A 19,194-nucleotide genomic window follows, 5' to 3' on the forward strand; every position below is an offset into this window, starting at 1 on the left:
GCCGTGAGCCATGTAACCTGCGTCTGCTTCTATGCAAGCGGCTACCGGTGGGCAATGGAAGCGCGTCATGTGCGACGCATTGACAGCACGGTCACCCAGCCTCGCCACACGGCCATAGAGCAGCTGCTGCTAAAACAGTCGAGCCATCCCACACGCTGGCTAACGCTTCACGATGCCCAAGGGCCCTGGCAGCTTGGCATTACCGGCGACAGCGAGATTATCCACCTTCCCAGTAGGGAAATTCATCCACTGCCGCCCCTACTGGCTGCCCGCGTCCATCATCCAGCGCTATGTGGCATTGCTCAGGATGAGCAGTCGTTCACTCTACTGCTGAACGGGGCACGGCTTAGCCCACTTCACGCGTCAGCCTGCCAGCCATAAACAGCGCACGTGGCTGCCCTTCTCCACTTGGCTATGCGGATCAATCACCGCCAGCGCATCGGCAGCAATGCAGGAAGAGAGCATCGCTGAGTTTTGGTCATCAAAAGCATCGGCCTCGATGCCGCTAGGCGTAAAGCGCAGCGCCACCCGCATGTAGTGCTGGCGTGGGCCGGTGTCAGTGGCAAAGGTAGCCGTCGCCGTTAAGCACGGAAGCTCCGCCAGCGCAGGGCAGCCTAACAGTGCCCCCATCAGCGGGCGAAGAAATAGCCAGGCACCCACAAACCCCGACACCGGGTTACCCGGCAGCCCCACAAACCGAGCATGGCTGCCATCGTCGCGGGGCAGGCGGCCTAGTGCTAGCGGCTTGCCGGGACGAATCGCCAACTTCCACATATCGAGCTGCCCAAGCGACTCCAGCGCCGCTTTGACGTGGTCTTCCTCCCCGACGCTGACGCCACCCGTGCTCACCACCACATCCGCCTCGGCAGCCGCGTGGTTTAACAGCGCCACGGTTTGGGCGTAGTCATCGGGCACGCTCACCAGCTGAACCACCTCTGCCCCGAACGTCTCCAGCAGCCGCTTGAGCATGGGTCGGTTGGAGTTGTATAGCTGGCCCGGCTTTAACGGCGTGCCGGGGTCGACGATCTCATCGCCAGTAGAAAGCAGCGCCACTCGGGGGCGGCGGCGTACGCTCACATGAGTGATGCCCTGCCCTGCCAAATGCCCCAGCGCAGCAGCTTCAAGGCGTTCGCCTGCGTCGAGTAGCAGGTCGCCCTGACGTACATCGCGGCCCTGTAAGCGAACGTTATCGCCTTCCGGCACATCCGCTGGCATCAGCGCCTCGCCATTTTCCTGGGCCACCCGCTCCTGCATCACCACGCAGTCGGCACCCAATGGTATCTGCCCGCCGGTGAAGATCCGCGCGCAGGTTCCCTCTGCCAGGGGCTGTGCTGTATCGCCTGCGGCAATCCGCTGGCTAACCGGCAGCCGCTTACCCGCATCCATAGCGCGCAGCGCATAGCCATCCATTGCGCTGTTATCAAACGGCGGTACATCCAGCGTGGCCATTACCGGTTCAGCCAGCACGCGGCCAGCGGCGTCATTCAAAGCGACCTGCTCGGCGGTGAGCGGCGTCACATCGGCCAGCAGCGCTTTCAGTGCCGCTTCAATGGGCTGTAACTCAGCCATGCTGCCCCCGGCCGGGGATCACTAGGTTGGCAAAATTACACGGCTTATGGCGGCTATCGAGCTGTTCCGCCAGAATGCCATCCCAGCCGGTACGGCACGCACCAGTAGAGCCTGGTAGGCAAAACACTACCGTGGCATTCGCGAAGCCACCCAGCGCACGGCTCTGAATGGTGGAGCTACCAATCTCATCGCCGCTGAGCTGGCGAAAGCGCTCGCCAAAACCTTCGATACGTTTATCCAGCAGCACCGAAACCGCTTCTGGGGTGGAATCACGCCCAGTAAACCCAGTGCCGCCGGTAGTCAGCACCACCTGCACGCCGGGGTCGGCAATCCACTGGGCGACCACCGCCCGGATTTGGTACACGTCATCCGGTACGATGCACTTATCCGCCAAACGGTGCCCCGCCTCGGTTAGCCGCTGCACCAGCGACTGGCCCGAGCGGTCAGTCTCTTCCGTGCGCGTGTCAGAGACAGTGAGCACCGCGATATTCAGCGCTTCCATAGCGTCCATGGCGTTACTCCTTGTGCTCGCTCTCGGCCTGGGCTTTGGCCTTCTTGTTGGCTTGACGAGCATCAAGGGCGGCTAGCTGCTCTGGCGTTGCCTCACCCTGGTGATGGGCTTTCCACTCGCTGTAGGGCATGCCATAGACGTACTCACGGGCGGCGTCCATCTCCAGCGCCGTGCCGTGCTCGTCGGCGGCGGTCACCAGCCATTTCGAGAGGCAGTTACGGCAGAAATCGGCCAGAATCATCAGGTCGATGTTCTGCACATCTTTATTGTCGTCCAGATGCTTCAACAAGCGGCGAAACGCAGCGGCTTCAAGCTCGGTACGGGTGGTCGCATCCAGTTCGTCAAATGTCGCCATGGTGATTCCTCTTTCAAAATTCGTTGGAGTGCAGCATAACAAAAGACACCGCCCGAAGGCGGTGTCGCAGGGCGTTCACATCCACTTAACTTCAGGGCGTGACTCAGCTTGGCTTGGCAGGTGAAGGGGTGCCGCTGTCGCCCGCTTTACGCGCCGCCAGCTCTTCTTCACTGATGGCCTGATCCTTGACCTCTTCGTACCACAGATTGTGGTGCTCTTTGGCCCAGGTTTCATCCACGTAACCGGTGGTCATGCCTTCCAGTGCGCCTTCCGTTCCCAGCGTGCCGATATAGATGTGGCCCAGCGAGACGGCGGTAAGACCCAGCGCACCCACGGCGTGGATGATGTTAGCCCACTGCATGGTGTCGCGACCCTGGTCGAAGTTGGGGAAGTCGAGCACGAAGCCACTCGCCACCACCAAAATACCCACCGATGCCAGCAGCCAGTACCAGGCTTTTTCACCGCCGTTGCAGAAGCCCGCATCGACGTGGCCTTTGCCAATCATGCCGCCGCCTTTCTTAAACCATACCCAGTCTTGCTTTTTGGGAATGTTCTCTTTGATCAGGCTAATCAGCAGAATAACCAGCAGCACGCCGAAAATCGGCCCCAGGTAGTTATGCAGCACTTTAGAAGCCGCGACCATCCAGCCCCATACGGCATCACCAAACAGCGTACGGAACACGAACTTACCCAGCAGCAGGTTCAGCCCGGTCAGCGCTAAGGTGATAAACAGCGTCGCCACGGTCCAGTGCAGCGCGCGCATCAGCAGCGACCAGCGCAAGAGCTTACGCCCTGTACGCGGCTCTTCGAGATGCTTACGGCCCACAATGAAGTAGAACAGCGCGATCAGCGCGGCCATCCCACCAATAGCGATCATGCCGAAGGGAGACACCCAGCGGTTGCGCAGAATCCGCCACGTTTCGCCGCTGGCGTTGATCAGGTTGTAGTTACTTTCATGCCGTGAATCACGGTAGTTAGGTCCTGTTTCACCGCTACGCACCTGACGCCACTGGTCGGCAGTAATGCCGGGGGCAGCGGTGGTCATTTCACGGTTTGGGTCCGCCTGCGCGACGGCAAGCTGAGTCACCCCAAGGCTTGCGACCAGCAGCACTAACATCAGACATAAGCGCCAGCAGCGTTGCCGCCAGCTAGCGGTTGCGCTAGGTGCCCGTGAGGGCACCTGTGCGGTTGTCATGGTCAACGTTGTCATGACACGCCTCCTTACCCTTTACGGGCAGCATCGTAGGCAAGGTCGTCAGTGCTAGCCTGAGGATTGTTCGACCATGCTCCATCTTTATGGCCACGGTGTACCACACGCTGACGGAAGATATCGGCCACATCCTGCGCGTCACCGGCCAGCAGCGCTTTGGTAGAACACATCTCAGCACACAGCGGCAGCTTGCCTTCTGCAATGCGGTTAGAGCCGTACTTCTGGTACTCCTCTTCTTTGGTTTCCGCGGGGCCACCGGCACAGAAGGTGCACTTGTCCATTTTGCCGCGCTCGCCAAAAGCATCTTGCTGGGGGAACTGCGGCGCGCCGAAGGGGCAGGCGTACAGGCAGTAACCACAGCCGATGCAGAGGTCTTTATCGTGCAGCACGATGCCGTCGTCTGTTTTGTAGAAACAGTCGGTGGGGCAAACGGCCATACAGGGGGCGTCATCGCAGTGCATACAGGCAACGGAGATGGACATTTCATCCGCTTCGCCGTCGTTCAGGGTCACCACGCGGCGGCGCTGAATGCCCCACTCGACGTCGTTGGCGTTCTTACAGGCCGTGACGCAGCCGTTGCACTCGATGCAGCGCTCGGCGTCACACATAAATTTCATTTGAGCCATGGTGTTCTCCTCTTGCCGGTGCGGGCGTGTCCGCACCAGCATACTGTCAGGTCAGGTCGTGTTAGCTGGCGCGTTCGATACGGCAGATGGTGCACTTGGTTTCTTGCATCAGTGTCACCGGGTCGTAGCCGTAGGTGGTGGCGGTATTGGCCGCTTCACCAATGACGTAAGGAACGGTGCCTTCCGGATAGCGGTCGTGCAGGCTTTCGCCCTGGAACACACCGCCAAAGTGGAACGGCATAAACGCCACTTTACGATCAACGCGGGGGGTAACCAGCGCTTTCACCTTGACTCGGCCGCCTTCGGCACCTTCGACCCATACTTGGTCGCCATCGCGAATACCAATGTCGTTGGCATCGGCCGGGTTGATCTCAACAAACATCTCCTGCTGCAGCTCAGCCAGCCACGACATGGAGCGCGTCTCTTCACCGCCGCCTTCGTACTCAACCAAACGACCTGAGGTCAGAATGATCGGGTAGTCCGCGCTGTTGTCACGATCCTGGATGGTTTTGTACATCGTGGGCAGACGCATGATGGAGTCAAAGTCGTCCCACGTGGGGTAGCGCTCAACCAGGTCACGACGGGTGGTGTAGAGCGGCTCACGGTGCTTCGGCACGGCATCCGGGAACGTCCATACCACGGCGCGGGCTTTGGCGTTACCGTAAGGCGCACAGCCGTGCTCGATGGCCACGCGCTGGATACCGCCGGAGAAGTCGGTCTTCCAGTTCTGGCCTTCGGCCGCCGCTTTCTCTTCAGCGGTCAGGTCATCCCACCAGCCCAAGTCTTTGAGCATTTGGTCGGTGAACTCCGGGTAGCCATCGTCGATATCACCGCCCACAGGAGCCGAGCCTTCCGCCAGCAGGTTGACACCATCGCGCTCGATACCAAAGCGGGCGCGGAAGCCCATGCCGCCTTCCATGACCGGAATACTGGTGTCGTAGAGGTTAGGCGAGCCTGGGTGTTTGAACTCCGGCGTTCCCCAGCAGGGCCATGGCAAGCCGTAGTAGTCGCCATCGGCGGGGCCGCCCTGGGCACGCAGGTTTTCAAAGCTGAAGGTGTGCCAGTTTTGCTGGTGCTCTTTCAGGCGCTCCGGGCTTTGGCCGGTGTAGCCTACCGTCCACATACCGCTGTTGATTTCACGCAGCACGTCTTCAATGACCGGACGGTTGCCTTCCATTGCGATGTTTTTCACGAACTCGTTGCCAAAGCCAAGCTTATTGGCAAACAGATACATGATTTCGTGGTCAGGCTTCGATTCAAACAGCGGCTCGATGACCTGATCGCGCCACTGAATCGAGCGGTTGGTGGCCGTCACGCTACCAGTGGTTTCAAACTGCGTGGCTGCAGGCAGCAGGTAAACGCCGTCGGTGCGGTCATGCATAACGGCTGCAACGGTGGGATAAGGGTCAACGATGACCATCATCTCCAGCTTCTGCATCGCTTTCTGCATTTCAACGCCGCGGGTTTGCGAGTTGACCGCGTGGCCCCAGTAGAACATCGCTTTCAGCGCGGTGCGCTGGGAGATGTTTTCGTCCTCTTCCAGCACGCCATCCACCCAGCGCGATACGGTAATACCGCTGGAGTACATGGGCTTGCCGTCGGCGTACTCAGTGTCATCGAAGCGACCTTTCAGCCACTCGTAGTCCACGTCCCACACTTTGGCCCAGTGCTGCCATGCGCCTTCCGCCAAGCCGTAGTAACCCGGCAGGGAGTCACAGCCCAGACCCAAGTCAGTAGCGCCTTGAACGTTGTCGTGGCCACGCAGAATGTTGGCACCACCACCGGATTTACCGATGTTACCTAGCGCCAGCTCCAGAATGCAGTAGGCGCGAGTGTTGTTATTACCGGTGGTGTGCTGGGTACCGCCCATACACCACACCACGCAGCCGGGGCGGTTGTCGGCAAGGCGCTTGGCCACGTCGAACATGTCCGCTTCGGATACGCCGGTAATATCTTCTACAACGCTGGGCGGGAACTGCGCGACTTCAGCGCGCACATCGTCCATGCCATAAACACGCTGGCTGATGTACTCGCTATCTTCCCAGCCGTTTTCAAAGATGTGCCACAGCAGGCCCCAGATGTAAGCAACGTCAGAGCCAGGGCGCAGACGCACGTACTTGTTGGCCTTGGCAGCGGTACGCGTAAAGCGCGGGTCAGCCACGATAATCTCGCAGTTGTTGCGCTCTTTCGCGATCAGAATGTGCTGCATGGCCACCGGGTGGGCTTCACTGGGGTTAGAACCGATGAAGAGGATCGCCTTGCTGTTGTGCATATCGTTGAGCGAGTTGGTCATCGCTCCGTAACCCCAGGTATTCGCAACGCCCGCCACGGTAGTGGAGTGGCAGATACGCGCCTGGTGGTCGGTGTTGTTGGTGCCCCACATGGAGGCGAGCTTGCGCATCAGGTACGCCTGCTCGTTGTTGAATTTCGCCGAGCCCAGCCAGTAAACGCTGTCGGGGCCGTGGGCGTCGCGCAGCTCAATCAGCTTGTCGCCAATTTCGTTGACGGCCGTGTCCCAGTCCATACGCTGCCATTCACCGGCCACCAGCTTCATCGGGTACTTCAGGCGACGAGTGGAGTGGCCGTGCTGGCGAAGCGACGCACCTTTGGCACAGTGAGCGCCACGGTTGATCGGGTGGTCGAAGGCGGGCTCTTGCTTGGTCCAAATACCCTCTTGCACTTCGGCATACACACCGCAGCCCACCGAGCAGTGGGAGCAGATGGTGCGTTTGGTTTCCACCGGGGAGTCAAGCACCGGGGTTTTATCGGCCGCTTCGGTGCGCTGCATCATTGGCGCGCCCATAAAGCCCACGGCGGCAACGCCACCGGTGGCCACGCCCGTGCGCTTCAAAAACTGACGACGGGAAATACCCAGCCCAGTGGTAGCAGGGGTGTTCGTTTTGCGAGTTAGACGCATGGCAAATCTCCTGGCAGTTCGCCGTCAGTCACGCAGCGAGGCGTAATAAGCACGAATATGGTCGGTCTCGCGGTAGTTCACCGCCTGTTTGTCGCGCTCAACCGGGCTTTTATCATCCGCCTGTGCCAGCGTGACGTGTCCTACCGCAACGGCTGCGCCCGCAGCGGCGGTGCCTAAACCAACGGTTTTCATAAACCGGCGGCGCTCAGGGTTATGTGACTGGTGCATGGGGTTCTCCTCTTTCATGCCCTTTTTTTATACGTGGCCCGCAGGCCCTGTTCTTACCGCTGCGCACGGTCACGTCACGGTGTGGCTTTGCGCGCTGCGCCGGCGTCATAGGAAGCAGGCTCCACTATTCGTACCGGCTGGTAGGCCGCCTGATCGCTCAAACGTGCCTGTTCGCTCTCCATAAAAGCGCTACCCAACTGCCCCAGCGCTGAATAGAAAGCGGTGTCTACTTTTGCAAGGTCGTCCCAACAGCGGTTAGCCCAGGGGGCAAGGTGCCGTTGAAAAAAGGTAAACTGCTCACCGTTCTGTGCGGCGATGAGCATGGCCATCACTTCGCAAATGGCAGCCAAATGATCTTCTGGGTCACGCGTGTGTTCGCTACGCTCGAAGCCTAGCGCCCGGAGATCCTGACGCAATGCCACCAGCGCGGCTTCCATCAACTCGCCGTTGCGATACCAGGACGCATAGGGCACAACCTCCCCTTGGATCACGCCGACTAAATGCCGGAAATGTGCCCGCTTTAGGCTGTCCACATCGCTTTGGCCTGCCGCCTGTGACAGCGCGGCCCAGCATTCGGCAATACGGCTACCATCTTGCTCAATATCGAGGCTTTCCAGCCACGCCAGTAGCTCGCTGTCCGGCGCTTGGCGCAGCAGACTGGCGAACAGCTGGTAGATATCCATGCGCAGCGCATCGGTTTCGTTTAGCGTCGGCATTGCATCGCTCATTGCATTACACCTTTAGTTGCGCGTCAGGGTCGCGAGCCATGGTTTTCCAAACGTCTTTTACCCGGCAGTCTTCGCACATTTCCAAACGTGTTATGGCATCACCGGCAAAATAGGGGTGGTTAGCCAGTTTGGCCTTAATCGTCGCGACAGTGCTGGCCGTGGCAAACGGTTTACCGCAGCCAATGCATTCAAACGCCGCTTCTTCATGGCAGATGTGCCGCGCTTCACGGTCAGGTGCCGCGAGGAAACCGGGCACCAGCGTGATGGCATCTTCCGGGCACGCCTGCTCACATAGGCCGCACTGCACGCAATCGGCTTCCAGGAAGCTGAGTGCGGGAGTATTCCCACCCGATTTAAGCGCAGGCGTTGGGCAGTTGCTGACACAGGCGTGGCACAGTGTACAGGCAGCGCTATCAACGTTGATGCCGCCGTACGCCGCGCCTTGGGGCATGGCGTGGCGTTCACCGCTGGGCGTACCCAGCTCGGCCAAGCGTGCCAGCACCACGTTCAGGCGAGCGCGCTTGTTAGGCTCTTTAAAGCTCAGTGGCGACTCAGTGAGCGGGGTAAGGCTTGGCAGCGCATCGCGCTCGCTCTCAGCCCCTACCGGCAGCAGTTTGATACGCGAAGTGTCATGACCTAGCGCGACGAGCAGCTCGTGAGCCTGGGCAATTTGCTGCTCTAAAAATGCGCTGAGCCGGGGCGGCATGCCGTCGTGAAGCTGAATGCGCACTTCTGAAGCGCCGCTGGCGAGTGCCGTCAGCCACTGATCGTGGCCCGCAGCGCCCAGCTCTTCCAAGGGAGCATCAATGATGTGGCCCGGCGTTGTGACGCCTGCCGCACGCTCAGCATCCATTGAATCGTGGGTAATAAAGCGCAGTACCGGCACCTCGCCACCGACTTCCCGGTAAGCGGACAGCCAAGTGGCTAACGTATCCTGCTGGCGGCGGGTTTCCGGCAGGCGGAACTCGATGGCACCGGTAGGGCAGGCGCTGGTACAACTACCCACGCCTTGGCATAAAAATGGGTCGATCTCGATGCGCGACTCAATACGCCCTTGGATGCTGGAAATCGCATCCGCCGGGCAGACGTCCAAGCAACGGGTACAGCCAACATTACCGCTGGAAGAGTGAGCGCAAAGGTCACTATTGACCTGGAAGTAACGCGGTTTATCGAACTCGCCGACCAGCTCGGTCACGCTCTCCAGCACCTCGGCCCGCTCCGCTTCCTGGCGCTCCCAGGAGAGGCGTATATAACCCGGAGGAGGCATCTCCCAAGAGGCAGCGCTGAGCGTTTCCGGCTCGCAGAGGTCCAGCACAACGTCAAACACATCACGCTCGAGCAGCGCTTGAGCAAGGTTCAGTACGTCGCCATCGTCTTGGGTCAAGGTGGCGCGAAAAGCGCCCAAATGCCCTGCAATAGTGAGCTGCTTCTGCTGATGGGGGCTCAGCACGTGGGTAGTGAGCGGTTCTTGGGTAGCTGACAGCTCGACAGCCGTATCGGTGGTCAATAGCGAGAGCGACGCTAACCCACGGCCTTTCAGGGCAAACGCTGCCTGGCTCACCGCCAGTGCGCTACCCAGCAGCATCACGTGCCCGCGACTGTGGTAGGTCACATTGGCTGGCGTGAGGTTCACCGGCCATGAGATACGCCGACGCACCGCTTCACGAGCGGCGACGTTGCGCTGGTCGTCAATCGACGCCAGTTGGATTCGTTGGTTCATGCATTCTCACGGTCAAGAGGTCGTTTTTGTTATAATTGGGTATTAGATTTTATCATCCTACGGATGACATTCGGCGTTATAACGACAGATCATTTCTAATCTTGCTTCCATCAGCGTATGGCGCAAACAGCATTATTGCCACTTCCATTGGTCGTATCGCTGTCAACGCAAGCTCGCCAAACTTACTCTAAAACACTGATCTTTATAACTAACTGCCTTTTTTTTGCCCGTCCTGAGCGTGAGCAGAATAATCAGACTGGTCGTCTAGTGGAGCACTTTGTACAAAACTGTCATCACTTGTGCAAGCGTTGAAAGGCTCAGACGCAGGCATTGACGCTGTCTCTTCCGATGCGTTGCCCTGCTGTTCGTCGTTTTTCTGAGCAGTCTCCCTTGGCTCCGAGTCTTCCAATCGATCTAACGTCTCTTCCGCTTTATTGGCCCAACGACGCAGTTTACCTGCCAGCTCGCTAGCCATGGGTTTGAGCTGCTGAGTGTAGTCGGCGTCGTAATCATCTAGCCCATCACGCACATTATAGTTACCCGTCGACCACAGCCTGCGCAGCGCGCGGCGGCGCAGGGCGGCACTGACACCAGGCACCATAAAAGCACTAAAGTCGCTACCTGCAGGCAGTGCGTCAGGGTCAGGTAACGTGTTATCCAGGCTGCCGGGGAGCGGCGGAGCGGCGTCTGCGCGCTCAGCCTCGGGGACGGCGGCGTCGTGCTCTTCTTCGGTTAGCGCCTGCGCTTCCAGCGGCGGATCCGTAGGCTCTAGCTGCTCTGGAGGCTCGACACCTTCGCTTTCAATGCCGCGCTTTTTACGCGACCAGCGCTCAAAACGGCTCACTGCGGCTGCTCCTTGGTCGGGGTATCTTTGCCACGCCCGGCCCCTTTACGTTTTTTCTTGCGCGTTTCCACGGGGGCTTCGCCGTGGCGAGCAAGATAGTGCTCTATCCACACCTGAATCGCCATCGGCATCGCAGCTTCTAGCACTTGCTGCTCACCATCTAACCAGCCTGCAGCTACATCCTGGCTGGCGGTGATCGCATCAGGTTTCGGGGTTTGCCCGGTGAACCCGGCACGCACGAACAGGCGCGGCGTCGGCGAGGTGAGGTTAAATCGATAGGCGGCTCGCTCGGTCATATAGAGCTGCAGGTTGAGTACGCACTCCCCTTGATCACCGGGTACAAGCTCTGCAATGCGCCACTGGGTCAGCGTGAAACTGCGTACCTGCTTGGGCTCGGCGACTAAGGTAACGCTTAATGCGCGTAAACTATCACTCATGGGTTTCACCACCTTAGACCTTGAACGGGTAGACAAGTAAGCCTTTTGAGCGCCATCATCGTCAACTCAGACTATTTTACTCAACTATTATGATCTTGTGCGCCGTGTTTGCGTCAGCCACACAGCGTTTTGGTATCAGTGAGGATTGCGGATGCCCGCCCTTCAGCTAAGCCGAGCCCGCTTACCGGCCACGACCACCATTGATGTCATGGATGCCTACGGCGACACTCGCCCGCAGGCCATTGCCGCCGAGCGTGCGCTTACGGTGTATCTTAACAAGCGTGAAATTGTCACCCTGATGACGCTGGGCGATGACCCCGAAGCCCTAGTGGTGGGCTATTTGCGCAACCAGGGGCTTTTGAGAAACGCCGAAGATTTAACCGCGGTTCAGGTTGACTGGGACGTCGAGGCAGCGGTGATCGTGACTCGCCACCTGCCCGAGGATTTAGAGGCACGCCTAAGCACGCGTACGGTCACCACCGGCTGCGGGCAGGGCACCGTGTTTGGTAAACTGTTGGAACAAACCTCGCTCACTGCGCTGCCCAAAACACCGCTGGCGCAATCAACACTTTATGAATTACTGACCAATTTGAACACCTACAACGAGACCTACCGCAGCGCGGGCGCGGTACACGGCTGCGCGCTGTGTCATCAGTCGCAGGTGCTGGATTTCGTCGAAGACGTAGGCCGCCACAACGCCGTAGACACGCTAGCGGGGCGTCAGTGGCTCAACCAAGCCGACAGCCACAGTGCCGATATTTTCTACACCACGGGCCGGTTAACATCGGAAATGGTGCTGAAAGTCGCGCAAATGGGCATTAGCGTGCTGGTATCTCGCTCAGGCGTCACCCAAAAAGGCGTAGAGCTGGCCGAGCGTTTCGGCGTAATGCTGATTGCCCGCGCTAAAGGGAAAGGCTTCCAAGCCATTAACGCCGCTGGTCGCTTAACACTGGACGCGATTCCCCCCAAGCCGCCGAGCGCACGCTCGTCCAAGGAGGCAGGCGTATGATCGCCAAGCACGATCTGACTGGCATGATTCTCGCGGGCGGTGAAGGCCGCCGTATGGGCGGGCGAGATAAGGGCCTGGAGCCCTTTGCAGGCCTCCCGCTGGTAGCGCATACCGTTAAGCGCTTCGATGGCCAGGTGCAGGAGCTGATGATTAACGCCAACCGCAATAGCGATGCGTATGCGCTGTTTGCCGACCGCGTGATTGAAGATGCCGAAGGCGGCTTCAAAGGCCCGCTGATGGGCATTTACAGCGGCCTGCGCGCGGCTCAAACGCCGTGGCTGCTGGTCGCACCCTGCGACTCTCCTGCGCTGCCCCACGATTTGGTGGCGCGCATGGTCTCAGGTATTACCCAGGCGGGTGTCGAGCACGATATCGCCGTGGCGTTTGATGGCGAGCGCCTGCACCCCGTCGTCGCGCTGCTGCGTACGTCGCTGGCCGATGATTTGGCCACCACCCTGGCCGAAGGCGAGCGTAAAATCGACCGCTGGTACGCTCGCCACGCCTGGTGCCGGGTGGATATGTCCGACTGCCCTGAAGCGTTTGCCAACCTCAATACCGAAGAGGAGAAAGCTCGCTTGGAGCTGGCACTGACAACGCCTTCCCAGGAGACGCCATGAGCCTGTCGTGTTTTGAACTGGGCGAGCAGATGCTCAGCGTCGATGCCGCTCGCGATGCGCTGATGACGCTGGTTGAGGAACCGGTAGCGGTAGAACAGGTGGCACTAGGCAGCGCCTACGGACGCAGGCTAGCGACCGATATCACCGCGCCTATTAACGTGCCACAGAATACCAATGCGGCGATGGATGGCGTTGCCTTGGCCTGGCCAAAGCAGCCGCCCTTTCAAACCCACTGGCCTGTTGCGGGCGATGCCTTCGCCGGGCAAGCGTTTGAGGGTGAGGTGCCTCCAGGCCGGTGCGTGCGTATCACCACCGGCGCACCGCTGCCCAGCGGCACCGATACGGTGATTATGCGTGAGCAGCTCATCGAGGGTAACGACAGCGTCACCATCGATGCGCCAGAGCGGGTCAGCTTTGGGCAGCACGTTCGCCAAGCGGGAGAAGATATTGCCAAAGGGGCCGTTGCATTAACGGCGGGCTCACGGCTAGATGCTGCCAGCATGGGGCTGATTGCTTCGTTAGGCCATGCCACCATCGACGTCTATCAGCGTCCAAAGGTAGCGATCTTCTCCACTGGCAACGAAGTCACGCCGCCGGGGGAGCCGCTGCCCAGCGCCGGAATTTACGACACCAACCGCTTCACCCTGATTGGCATGCTTAGCGAGCAAGGGGCCGAGGTGGTGGATTTAGGCATTTTGCCCGACGACCCGCGCGCCATTGAGCAAGCGCTTGCGGAAGCAGCGGCGCAGTGTGACCTTGTGATTACCAGCGGCGGTGTTTCCGTTGGCCACGCGGACTACACCCGCACAGCGCTTGAAAAACTTGGTCGGCTGGCCTTTTGGCGGGTGGCGCTACGCCCTGGCCGCCCGATGGCCTGCGGCCAGTTGGGGGATTCGCACACGCCGTTTGTGGGCTTACCCGGCAACCCGGTAGCCGTCATGGTGACCTTTAGCCAGTTCGTGGTGCCGCTACTGCAGCGGCTTCAGGGGCAGTCTAACGTATCGCCTTCACGGCTGACCGCCATTGCTCAGACGCCGCTAAAAAGCCGCCTGAAACGCACTGATTTTCTGCGCGGTATCTACACATGTGACGACCAGGGCGTGCTGCATGTGCGCAGCACAGGCGCCCAGGGCTCGGGTATTTTGACCTCTATGGTAATGGCCAACTGTTTGATCGAACTTGGCGATGACCAAGCAGACGCCCAGCCAGGCGAGGCGGTCTGCATTCAACCGATAACGAGCTGGCAATGACCGAACAACTGATTGACGATTTTGGCCGCCGGGTGCGCTACGTGCGCATTTCGGTCACCGACCGCTGCGACTTCCGCTGCGTTTACTGCATGAGTGAGGAGATGACGTTTCTTCCCCGCGCGCAGGTACTCACGCTGGAAGAGCTCGCCATGGTGGCGCGTGCCTTCACCGAGCTAGGCGTTGAAAAGATCCGCCTAACCGGCGGTGAGCCGCTGGTGCGAAAAGGCATCGAACAGCTGGTGGATGAGATTGGCAGCCTGCCAGGGCTGGACGACTTCACCATGACCACTAACGGTGCCAGCCTGCGCAAGCACGCCAAGCGGCTGTATGAAGGCGGCCTGCGCAGGCTCAACATTAGCCTGGACTCCCTCGACCCCGAGCGCTTTAAGCAGCTGACGCGTACCGGCGACTTAGCCAAAGTCATCGATGGCATTCACGCCGCCAAAGAGGCGGGCTTTAAGCGCATCAAGCTGAACGCGGTGATTTTAAAAGGGCGCAACGACGATGAGGTGATTGACCTTGTTGCCTTCGCCCGCCAGGAAGGTCTCGATATTAGCTTTATCGAGGAGATGCCCCTGGGCGATGTGTCAGACCACTCCCGGGCAGAGACGTTTTATTCCAGCGACGACGTTCAGGCGCTGATCGAAACCCGTTTCCCGCTCACCCCGACCACTGAGACGACGCCGGGGCCATCGCGCTACTTCAAAATGGCCGACAGCGACAGTCGGGTGGGCTTTATCTCGCCCCACAGCCATAACTTTTGCGATAGCTGCAACCGCGTACGGGTCACCGTGGAAGGCCGCCTGCTGCTCTGCTTAGGGAATGAGCACTCGGTGGACCTGCGCGCTGTATTACGTCGCCACCCCGGCGACATGCAGGCGCTCAAAACCGCCATTATTAACGCCCTGCCGCTTAAGCCCGAACGCCACCACTTCACCACCGATGGCGACGTGCAGGTGGTGCGCTTTATGAACATGACCGGAGGTTAACCGTTGGCAGCCGCTTCGCGCGTTCCCGTTCACATCGTCACCGGCTTTTTAGGTAGCGGCAAAACCACGCTTATACACAGCCTGATCGAACAAAAGCCTGTGGATGAGAAATGGGCGATTTTGGTCAACGAATTTGGCCAGATCGGCATTGATCAGGCAATGTTTGATGCCCGCGATGATGTGGTGGTGAAAGGCCTGCCCGGCGGCTGCCTGTGCTGTCAGCTCGCGTTTGTGCTCCAGGCCGCGCTGGTCAATTTATTAGCGCGCAGCAAACCCGACCGGGTGATTATCGAGCCATCGGGCTTGGGTCATCCGTCGGGGTTGCTGGATCTGCTGCGCGGTGAGGCGTTTCAAGACGTGGTGGCGGTACAGGATATCATTGCCACGCTTGACCCCCGCCGCCTGGACGAAGCCCGCGTGCGCGAGCACGACACGTTTCAGGACCAGCTAAATATGGCCGATGCCATCGCCATCACCATGAGTGAGCAGGCAAGCAGCGCCCAGCATCAACAAGCGCAGCAGTTTATTGGCGCGCTATGGCCGGCCCGTAAATGGGTGCACACCGTTGAGGCAGGGGTGCTGCCGGTGTCGCTCATCTTGGACAGCGGCCAGGCGCGCCAACAAAATCAGCCCGCGATGCCTGCCGAGCATCAGGCTCTGGCAGCCAGCCCTAGCCTAGAGGGGGCTTTTTTCGATTTTCCGCCCCCTGCGGGCCAGCCCCAACAGCAAACCGCCACTGCGCTGGGTTACACCAGCACGGGCCTGCGCTGGCACCCTACCGAGCGATTCGACCTTGATCATCTCGCCTATTGTGTTAGCGCGCTGCCCGCTACGGCGCGAGTAAAGGGAGTGTTCCACACCACCGACGGCTGGAAGCGGCTCAACCGCGCAGACGGCGCGCTCAGCGTTGCCAGCAGCGCCTGGCGGCAGGACTCACGGCTCGAAGTCATTACCCCCGACCCCATTGAGCACGAGCCACTCATCGCGTCACTGCACGCGCAGCTGGCCCGCTCACTGGTGGGAGTGCGCTGAGACCACCGCCTCAATCTCGCTGACCGGCGCCGGACGGCCAAACAGATAGCCCTGAAAGGCGTGGCAGCCGTGGGCCATCAGCCACGCCTGCTGTGCCTGGGTTTCTACCCCTTCGGCAATGATATCCAGGTTCAAGCTCTTCGCGAGGGCGATGGTACTCTCCACGATCGCTGCGTTGGCCTTGCTCTCTAGCACCTGTTGCACAAAGGACTGGTCAATTTTCAGCTGATCCAGCGGCAGCTGCGCCAAGTACGCCAGCGACGAGTAGCCTGTACCGAAGTCGTCCAATGAGAAGCGCACGCCCAACGCCTTCAGGCTCAGCATCTTATCCCGGGCATCGTCGCGGGCTTCCACAAACAGCGACTCGGTGACTTCGAGCTTGAGCTGGGCAAGGGGCGCTTGAGTGCGCTGAAACACCTGCTCCACCCGAGACAGAAAATCTGCGTCGCGAAACTGTAGCGGGCTGATATTGACCGAGATAGTCAGTCGGCTGAGCTGAGCTGAAGGCGCCCAACAAGCAAGCTGCTGGCAGGCCTCTTCCAACACCCACTCGCCGACATCGTTGATGAGCCCGGTGCTCTCTAATAGCGGAATAAACTCACCCGGAGAGACCATACCGCGCTCAGGGTGCTGCCAACGCAGCAGCGCCTCCACCCCCGTTAGCGTACCGTGGCGATCTACCTGAGGCTGATAGTGGAGCCGCCACTGCTGGTTCTCCAATGCCTGACGCAGCTCCGCCTCCAGCTTTACTTTGGCAAGCAGCGTCGCCTGCATGGAGGGATCGAAGAAACGCAGCGCTTGACGCCCGCTCCCCTTCGCCTGGGAGAGCGCCATGTCTACCTGCTGTAAGTAGTCATCGGCGCTGCGCTGGCTATCCGAAATAATGGTAACGCCCACGCTGGCAGTCACCACGGCGCTCTCTTCGCCGATGTGGACGGGCTCATCAAGCGCCGCTAACAGTTTCCGGGCAATATTCTCCGCTAACCTTTGCGTCTGACGAGGGCTGCCATCCACACCCTCAATCAACACGGCAAACTCATCGCTGCCCAGCCGGGCCAGGGTGTCGGTATCGCGCAACATTTGGCCGAATCGACGCGCCACGCACTGCAGTAGCTGGTCGCCCGCATGATGGCCCAACGTATCGTTCACGTGGTTGAAGTTATCAATATCAATCAGTAGGAGCGCGCCGCAGCGCTGGTGGCGGTTCAGCTCTTTGAGCGCCGTTCCCACACGATCCATGAACAGCCGTCGATTGGCGAACCCGGTCAAGGGGTCGTAAAACGCCAGCTGGTGAATCTCCTGCTCGGCGGCTTTGCGCTCGCTGATATCACTCATGGTGGCCACATAGTGGGTCAGCTCACCCTCTGCGCCGTAAACCGCGCTAATGGTCAGCCACTCAGGAAACAGCTCGCCGTTTTTGCGCTGATTCCAGATCTCTCCTTCCCAGCTTCCTTTGTTAACTACACGCTTCCACAGTCGGCGATAGAACGCTGCGTTATGGTGGCCCGAACTAAACATACGCGGGTTTTTACCCACTACTTCCTCATCGCTATAGCCAGTAATGCGTTTGAAAGTATCGTTCACTTTCAAGATATTACCTCGTGCATCGGTCACCATAATGCCCAAATGCGCCTGAAACGCAGCCGCAGCAATTTGTAACTCCACCTCAGCTTGCTTCGCGTCGGTAATATCGCGGGTCACGGATAGGACTCCTTCAAATTGATGGATATTGCTGGCCAACGGGCTCACCGTCGCGTGAAAGTAGCGCTGCTGCTGGCCGAACATCAGCGGGTACTCAAACGTCGCCACCTGACGAGAGCGCTGGACTTGGTGAAAAACAGTATCAAAGGTAGTGGCCAGCGTGGCGGGCAGCACCTCTTGATAGTGCCTCCCAAGCGCTTTCTGGCTCCCTAAGATCAGCTTGTCATTTTCAATGGCGTGGATATAGCGAAACCGCCCTTCGCCATCAAAGACAACAATCAGGTCTTGCAGGGAGTGAATCAGCGCGTCCATCCGCGCTTCTCGGGATTGTAGCTGATAGGAGAGCGCTAGCCGGTTCAGGTAGTGACGCACTCCCCAAGCACCCAGTAACACTATGACGGCCATGACCACCGTGAGTACCAGGCCGCGCTGACGCCACCCAGCGAGCTGACGCTGCACATCAACCCCTACGACTACCAGCACGGGATAACTGCCCACCCGCTGCATATGGAACAGCCGTTCACGCCCGTCAAACGGCGAGCGGGCGGTAAACGTTTGGGCGGCTTGCTGGGTGGTCAACCACTGCTGCGTGGCTGGGTCATCTATTCGAGTGCCCACAACGGCTTGCTGTTCAGGAGTGGGATGACGAGCGATTAGCTTCAGCGTGCCATCTACTAAGCTCATGCTTTCGCCGTCATAAACGCGCATTTGCTGAAGGGCGTCTATCAACGTTTGTGGCACAAGGCGCGCGACCACGATGCCATCGAAGCGGTCATTTTCACCGCTGATACGGCGGGCGTGATAAAGATAAAACTGCTGGTCTTCGTCCGACCAGTAAAGCGGGGTCACGAGTTCACGCTGCAGCCCCTGCTGAAACGAGCGAAAAAAAGTGGTGTGGCTAATATCAATACCGGCATGGCGATTATTGCTACTACTGATCCATACACGCCCCTGAGCGTTGAGAATGCCCAGCTCGTTAATCAGCGGCATATAGTGGGTCAAAGCTTCCACGGAGCGCTGAATATCGGCCATGTCCTCATCGCTCTCGAACCCTCGCGTTTCGACATGCTGAGCCAAGGTGAAGAGCGCTTGCCCACTCTGCCCAAAGACGCCTTTCGCCCACTCGGTCATGACATTTGAACGAGCCGTTGCGCGTGCTTCTGCTGCACGAATCTCTTGTTGATACTGGCCGGTCAATAGCCAGCCAAACAGCGAAACCATAACGCACAGAGCAAGAATGAAAAGGCCAATCACACGCTTCTGCTGACGCCGATACCTTGGCAACACCAGCACATCGCGGGCCGTTGAGTCACTGCGAGAAGGAAACATTACACATAGACCTTATTCAGGCATCCCGCAGGCGCACCTGATACAGTGTAAAAAAGAACAGCGAAAGATACACCACCGCGACTTCAAGATGGCATTACTAAATAGTGGCGCGTCGCTTTTTT

18 protein-coding genes are annotated in these 19,194 nt (G+C 59.3%); 6 read left to right on the forward strand and 12 right to left on the reverse strand.

The features are described 5' to 3' along the window. The first annotated feature begins 3 nt into the window (after positions 1 to 3). Positions 4 to 381: a hypothetical protein gene (locus R0J87_RS04795; protein WP_498884686.1), complete on the forward strand. Its 378-nt coding sequence runs from the start codon at positions 4 to 6 to the stop codon at positions 379 to 381. Here the strand turns inward: R0J87_RS04795 and R0J87_RS04800 are convergent. The 11 genes from R0J87_RS04800 to R0J87_RS04850 form a co-directional block, all read right to left on the reverse strand. Then, positions 364 to 1,569, reverse strand: a complete 1,206-nt coding sequence (locus R0J87_RS04800; protein ID WP_498884688.1) for a molybdopterin molybdotransferase MoeA — start codon at positions 1,567 to 1,569, stop codon at positions 364 to 366. The genes R0J87_RS04795 and R0J87_RS04800 overlap by 18 nt on opposite strands. Continuing rightward, complete coding sequence (gene moaB, locus R0J87_RS04805; protein ID WP_498884690.1) at positions 1,562 to 2,080, reverse strand: molybdenum cofactor biosynthesis protein B; 519 nt, start codon at positions 2,078 to 2,080, stop codon at positions 1,562 to 1,564. The genes R0J87_RS04800 and moaB overlap by 8 nt, the downstream gene beginning before the upstream one ends. 4 nt (positions 2,081 to 2,084) lie before the next feature. After that, positions 2,085 to 2,435 carry a DUF1244 domain-containing protein gene (locus R0J87_RS04810; RefSeq protein ID WP_404343862.1) on the reverse strand — a complete coding sequence of 117 codons (351 nt, stop codon included), beginning with the start codon at positions 2,433 to 2,435 and terminating at the stop codon, positions 2,085 to 2,087. Positions 2,436 to 2,538: 103 nt separating this feature from the next. Then, complete coding sequence (locus R0J87_RS04815; protein ID WP_498884692.1) at positions 2,539 to 3,645, reverse strand: formate dehydrogenase subunit gamma; 1,107 nt, start codon at positions 3,643 to 3,645, stop codon at positions 2,539 to 2,541. A gap of 11 nt (positions 3,646 to 3,656) precedes the next feature. After that, positions 3,657 to 4,271 carry a formate dehydrogenase FDH3 subunit beta gene (gene fdh3B / locus R0J87_RS04820; protein WP_404343866.1) on the reverse strand — a complete coding sequence of 205 codons (615 nt, stop codon included), beginning with the start codon at positions 4,269 to 4,271 and terminating at the stop codon, positions 3,657 to 3,659. A 61-nt stretch (positions 4,272 to 4,332) separates the two neighbouring features. Continuing rightward, complete coding sequence (locus R0J87_RS04825; RefSeq protein WP_498884694.1) at positions 4,333 to 7,188, reverse strand: formate dehydrogenase subunit alpha; 2,856 nt, start codon at positions 7,186 to 7,188, stop codon at positions 4,333 to 4,335. Positions 7,189 to 7,212: 24 nt separating this feature from the next. Beyond that, positions 7,213 to 7,416: a twin-arginine translocation signal domain-containing protein gene (locus R0J87_RS04830; protein ID WP_052509959.1), complete on the reverse strand. Its 204-nt coding sequence runs from the start codon at positions 7,414 to 7,416 to the stop codon at positions 7,213 to 7,215. Positions 7,417 to 7,490: 74 nt separating this feature from the next. Further along, positions 7,491 to 8,144 (reverse strand): TorD/DmsD family molecular chaperone, encoded by a 654-nt coding sequence (locus R0J87_RS04835; protein WP_498884697.1) that lies wholly within the window; start codon positions 8,142 to 8,144, stop codon positions 7,491 to 7,493. Positions 8,145 to 8,148: 4 nt separating this feature from the next. Further along, positions 8,149 to 9,864, reverse strand: a complete 1,716-nt coding sequence (locus R0J87_RS04840) for a 4Fe-4S binding protein (protein WP_498884699.1) — start codon at positions 9,862 to 9,864, stop codon at positions 8,149 to 8,151. 208 nt (positions 9,865 to 10,072) lie between these two features. Then, positions 10,073 to 10,708 (reverse strand): DUF3306 domain-containing protein, encoded by a 636-nt coding sequence (locus tag R0J87_RS04845; RefSeq protein ID WP_498884701.1) that lies wholly within the window; start codon positions 10,706 to 10,708, stop codon positions 10,073 to 10,075. After that, positions 10,705 to 11,145, reverse strand: a complete 441-nt coding sequence (locus R0J87_RS04850; RefSeq protein WP_498884703.1) for a DUF3305 domain-containing protein — start codon at positions 11,143 to 11,145, stop codon at positions 10,705 to 10,707. The genes R0J87_RS04845 and R0J87_RS04850 overlap by 4 nt, the downstream gene beginning before the upstream one ends. 151 nt (positions 11,146 to 11,296) lie before the next feature. Between R0J87_RS04850 and R0J87_RS04855 the strand changes: the two genes are divergently transcribed. The 5 genes from R0J87_RS04855 to R0J87_RS04875 are packed head-to-tail and all read left to right on the forward strand — an operon-like array spanning position 11,297 to position 16,042. Beyond that, a complete protein-coding gene (locus R0J87_RS04855; protein WP_404343878.1) occupies positions 11,297 to 12,154 on the forward strand; it encodes a formate dehydrogenase accessory sulfurtransferase FdhD in 858 nt (285 codons plus the stop codon). Then, positions 12,151 to 12,771 (forward strand): molybdenum cofactor guanylyltransferase MobA, encoded by a 621-nt coding sequence (gene mobA / locus R0J87_RS04860; protein ID WP_498884705.1) that lies wholly within the window; start codon positions 12,151 to 12,153, stop codon positions 12,769 to 12,771. Before R0J87_RS04855 ends, mobA begins: the two co-directional genes overlap by 4 nt. Next, a complete protein-coding gene (moeA, locus tag R0J87_RS04865) occupies positions 12,768 to 14,021 on the forward strand; it encodes a molybdopterin molybdotransferase MoeA (RefSeq protein WP_498884707.1) in 1,254 nt (417 codons plus the stop codon). The genes mobA and moeA overlap by 4 nt, the downstream gene beginning before the upstream one ends. Further along, entirely contained in the window at positions 14,018 to 15,010 is a 993-nt protein-coding gene (gene moaA, locus R0J87_RS04870) for a GTP 3',8-cyclase MoaA (protein ID WP_404343884.1), read from the forward strand. The genes moeA and moaA overlap by 4 nt, the downstream gene beginning before the upstream one ends. A 3-nt stretch (positions 15,011 to 15,013) precedes the next feature. Then, positions 15,014 to 16,042 carry a CobW family GTP-binding protein gene (locus R0J87_RS04875; RefSeq protein ID WP_498884709.1) on the forward strand — a complete coding sequence of 343 codons (1,029 nt, stop codon included), beginning with the start codon at positions 15,014 to 15,016 and terminating at the stop codon, positions 16,040 to 16,042. Here R0J87_RS04875 and R0J87_RS04880 read toward each other — a convergent pair. Next, positions 16,022 to 19,072, reverse strand: a complete 3,051-nt coding sequence (locus tag R0J87_RS04880) for a bifunctional diguanylate cyclase/phosphodiesterase (RefSeq protein WP_498884711.1) — start codon at positions 19,070 to 19,072, stop codon at positions 16,022 to 16,024. The genes R0J87_RS04875 and R0J87_RS04880 overlap by 21 nt on opposite strands. Between the last annotated feature and the right edge of the window lie 122 nt (positions 19,073 to 19,194).

The organism is Halomonas sp. SIMBA_159, assembly GCF_046536035.1.
Classification (GTDB): domain Bacteria; phylum Pseudomonadota; class Gammaproteobacteria; order Pseudomonadales; family Halomonadaceae; genus Vreelandella; species Vreelandella venusta_A.

What these genes read in the sequence shown, in the direction of transcription:
- R0J87_RS04800 (WP_498884688.1), bottom strand. Translation starts at nt 1,569, where the DNA reads ATGGCTGAGTTACAGCCCATTGAAGCGGCACTGAAAGCGCTGCTGGCC.
- moaB (WP_498884690.1), bottom strand. Translation starts at nt 2,080, where the DNA reads ATGGACGCTATGGAAGCGCTGAATATCGCGGTGCTCACTGTCTCTGAC.
- R0J87_RS04810 (WP_404343862.1), bottom strand. Translation starts at nt 2,435, where the DNA reads ATGGCGACATTTGACGAACTGGATGCGACCACCCGTACCGAGCTTGAA.
- R0J87_RS04815 (WP_498884692.1), bottom strand. Translation starts at nt 3,645, where the DNA reads ATGACAACGTTGACCATGACAACCGCACAGGTGCCCTCACGGGCACCT.
- fdh3B (WP_404343866.1), bottom strand. Translation starts at nt 4,271, where the DNA reads ATGGCTCAAATGAAATTTATGTGTGACGCCGAGCGCTGCATCGAGTGC.
- R0J87_RS04825 (WP_498884694.1), bottom strand. Translation starts at nt 7,188, where the DNA reads ATGCGTCTAACTCGCAAAACGAACACCCCTGCTACCACTGGGCTGGGT.
- R0J87_RS04830 (WP_052509959.1), bottom strand. Translation starts at nt 7,416, where the DNA reads ATGCACCAGTCACATAACCCTGAGCGCCGCCGGTTTATGAAAACCGTT.
- R0J87_RS04835 (WP_498884697.1), bottom strand. Translation starts at nt 8,144, where the DNA reads ATGAGCGATGCAATGCCGACGCTAAACGAAACCGATGCGCTGCGCATG.
- R0J87_RS04840 (WP_498884699.1), bottom strand. Translation starts at nt 9,864, where the DNA reads ATGAACCAACGAATCCAACTGGCGTCGATTGACGACCAGCGCAACGTC.
- R0J87_RS04850 (WP_498884703.1), bottom strand. Translation starts at nt 11,145, where the DNA reads ATGAGTGATAGTTTACGCGCATTAAGCGTTACCTTAGTCGCCGAGCCC.
- R0J87_RS04855 (WP_404343878.1), top strand. Translation starts at nt 11,297, where the DNA reads ATGCCCGCCCTTCAGCTAAGCCGAGCCCGCTTACCGGCCACGACCACC.
- mobA (WP_498884705.1), top strand. Translation starts at nt 12,151, where the DNA reads ATGATCGCCAAGCACGATCTGACTGGCATGATTCTCGCGGGCGGTGAA.
- moeA (WP_498884707.1), top strand. Translation starts at nt 12,768, where the DNA reads ATGAGCCTGTCGTGTTTTGAACTGGGCGAGCAGATGCTCAGCGTCGAT.
- moaA (WP_404343884.1), top strand. Translation starts at nt 14,018, where the DNA reads ATGACCGAACAACTGATTGACGATTTTGGCCGCCGGGTGCGCTACGTG.
- R0J87_RS04880 (WP_498884711.1), bottom strand. Translation starts at nt 19,072, where the DNA reads ATGTTTCCTTCTCGCAGTGACTCAACGGCCCGCGATGTGCTGGTGTTG.